The sequence below is a fragment of the Pseudoalteromonas sp. SR45-5 genome (assembly GCF_014163565.1).
Classification (GTDB): Bacteria; Pseudomonadota; Gammaproteobacteria; order Enterobacterales; family Alteromonadaceae; genus Pseudoalteromonas; species Pseudoalteromonas distincta.
The window spans coordinates 1-2,585 of sequence record NZ_JACJDN010000564.1; the positions used below are offsets into that span (position 1 = coordinate 1).

Annotated in this window: 3 protein-coding genes and 1 pseudogene; 2 read left to right on the forward strand and 2 right to left on the reverse strand. The window is 37.8% G+C overall.

Translation table 11 applies throughout. The features are described 5' to 3' along the window. Positions 1-148, forward strand: a pseudogene (locus tag H5072_RS21295) (chorismate lyase); the annotation flags it as partial. After that, positions 145-1,023: a 4-hydroxybenzoate octaprenyltransferase gene (gene ubiA / locus H5072_RS16525; RefSeq protein ID WP_182694150.1), complete on the forward strand. Its 879-nt coding sequence runs from the start codon at positions 145-147 to the stop codon at positions 1,021-1,023. The pseudogene H5072_RS21295 and the gene ubiA, both read left to right, overlap by 4 nt. A 38-nt stretch (positions 1,024-1,061) precedes the next feature. On the opposite strand, the gene H5072_RS16530 is transcribed toward ubiA, so the two are convergent. Continuing rightward, on the reverse strand, positions 1,062-1,682 hold the full coding sequence (locus H5072_RS16530; protein ID WP_154903688.1) for a 2OG-Fe(II) oxygenase: 621 nt from the start codon (positions 1,680-1,682) through the stop codon (positions 1,062-1,064). A gap of 91 nt (positions 1,683-1,773) precedes the next feature. After that, the coding region (locus tag H5072_RS16535; RefSeq protein ID WP_182694151.1) for a LysR family transcriptional regulator at positions 1,774-2,585 on the reverse strand (812 nt) is incomplete at its 5' end.

Below are 2,585 nucleotides of genomic sequence, written 5' to 3' on the forward strand. Positions count from 1 at the left end.
TGATGACACGCACCCTATTCAGCAATTAGTTACAAAATTGAACTTACCCGAAAAAAACTTACTAGGGCGTCGAAGTGTATTCTCACTCAAAGAATATAAGTTTTTAGTGTGTGAAGTGTTTTTACCTGGAGCATATTTATACTCATGAAATTAGCCGCTTTAAAGCCAAAACATATTCCTTATTATATACAGTTAATGCGTATAGATAAGCCCATTGGTACCTTGTTATTACTTTGGCCAACATACTGGGCTTTATGGCTTGCTAATAGTGGGATGCCGAGCTTACTCAACTTTATTGTATTTACGCTGGGCGTTGTTGTTATGCGTAGCGCAGGGTGTGTAATTAATGATTTTGCAGATAGAAAAATAGACGGCTCGGTAAAACGCACAGCTCAACGGCCGCTAGCTTCAGGACAGGTGAGTAGTGGTGAAGCACTTAGTCTATTTTTACTACTCATAGTTATTGCGTTCATTTTAGTATTAATGCTTAGCGTCAATACTATTTTGCTTTCTTTTGGTGCTTTGGCTTTAGCCTTTTGTTACCCCTTTATGAAGCGCTATACACAGTTACCTCAAGTTGTTTTAGGGGCTGCATTTGGTTGGGCTATTCCTATGGCGTATATGGCTTCAATTAATGCACTACCACAGCAGGCATGGTTATTATTTATAGCCAATATTTGCTGGACAGTGGCTTACGACACCATGTATGCGATGGTTGATAGGGACGACGATTTAAAAATAGGGGTAAAATCAACCGCTATTTTATTTGGTAAATACGACCGCCATATTATCTTTTTACTTAATGCTGTATTTATAGCGTTGGTTGCTTTTATTGGTATAAGCAATCATTTAAGTGTCGCATTTGGCGTTGGTTTAAGTATTGCTGCGGGCCTATTGGCATACCAACAAGCGCTTATTCATAAACGTGAAAGAGATGCCTGTTTTAAAGCGTTTTTAAATAATCATTACGTGGGTTTGGCTATCTTTATAGGGTTATTACTTTCATACCCAATAGCATTTTAAAAGCCTCAATAAAGGCTGTTAAAATGCTCTATTAGGAGTTATCGGGGCGGATCAATAATGCCGCTAATAGAGGCGTTTTTCCTAAACCAGCCTGCAATAGAATAGCGATCGTCAACGGCGGGAAGTACTTCGTGGGCAAAGCGTTCGCTTTCAAACATTACTAATGTGCCAGCAGTTGGTTTAATTGTTATTTCTATCTCTTTACTTTTAGGTTTATAAATAACAAGTTCGCCACCTTGCTTAGGCGTATTTAAATAAAGTACCGTTGTAAATACTCGATTAGAGCGACCTTTAAATGCATCTAAGTGCTTTTTGTAAAAATCACCCTGTGTATATTTTGCATAATGGCATTCGTAATCAAATAACCCCATAAAAAAACTGCGATTTAACGTGGTCTTTATACTTTGCATTATTGCTTGATAGGTAAGCTGTGCTTGAGAGCTGCCGTCAAACCAATAGGTTTTATCAGTACGTACGGCTTTATCTATTTGTAAGTCATTTAATCGACCAATACCAGCAAGGCTAAAGTGAGGGTTTATACGGTGGCAGTCTGCAACTAAATCGTTAACTAAATCGGCAATAAGCGCGTTATGAATTACGGTATATCCTTGGCGTTCTATATCATCTAAATAGACATCAGGACCAAAAAGTGTGTTCATTCACATCAGCTGTTTAAAAAAGGTGCGACAGTGTAGCCGAAAAGCTGTTAAAAGCTACTGTTTATTGTGCCGCACTTTTTGAAACATCAGATTAGCTAAATGCAGCACCCGCTTTTTTTATAAGCGATAGTAAATGCTCTACATGTTCAGTAATCGACGTCTGTTGGCTTGTTTGTACAACGAGTTGTTCGTGGTTTAAACCTTTATTTGTTTTAAGTTGTACTAATTCAGAATTCTCTGCGATTGCATTAGCATGTTCAATGCTTGCAATAGCAAAATGATCTGATTTAACTACACCTGCCATTACTTGCTCAATACTGCCCACTTTAATACTTGATGATTTATTTAAAGAATCAATTGCTTCATTAAGCATAGTTTGTACTTGTTTAGACTCAGAGAAACAGCCAAACATCGGGTAGCTATCAAGGTTTTGTTTACTTATATCGTTTTTATGGGCAAGAGGGTGGTTTTTTGAAACAAATAACACAAGCTGATCAGGTAAGTGAATGTCACTGCCAATACTATTAATAGCTTGAGAGTATACGCTAATGTCTATTTCACCTTGTTGGAGTTTGCGTGTTAGCTCTTGCTGATCTTGTAGCTGCATCTCAATTTTTATATGAGGGTATTGAGCTAAAAACTGTCCACAAGAAATAGGTACTATGCTGCTTGCCTTATTGGTATACCCAATAACGAGCTTTTCATTGGCATTACCGTTTACTGATTGAAAAATCCGCTTTTTCGTTAGCTCAAGTTCCGATAGGGTTGTTTTAGCATATTCTAGAAAAAGCTCGCCTTCTGGCGTTAATTTAACAGAGCGTGTTGAGCGTTTTACTAACTCATATCCCATTTCATCTTCAAGTGTTTGAATGCTGCGCGTTAGCGCTGAAGTACTAATTTGGG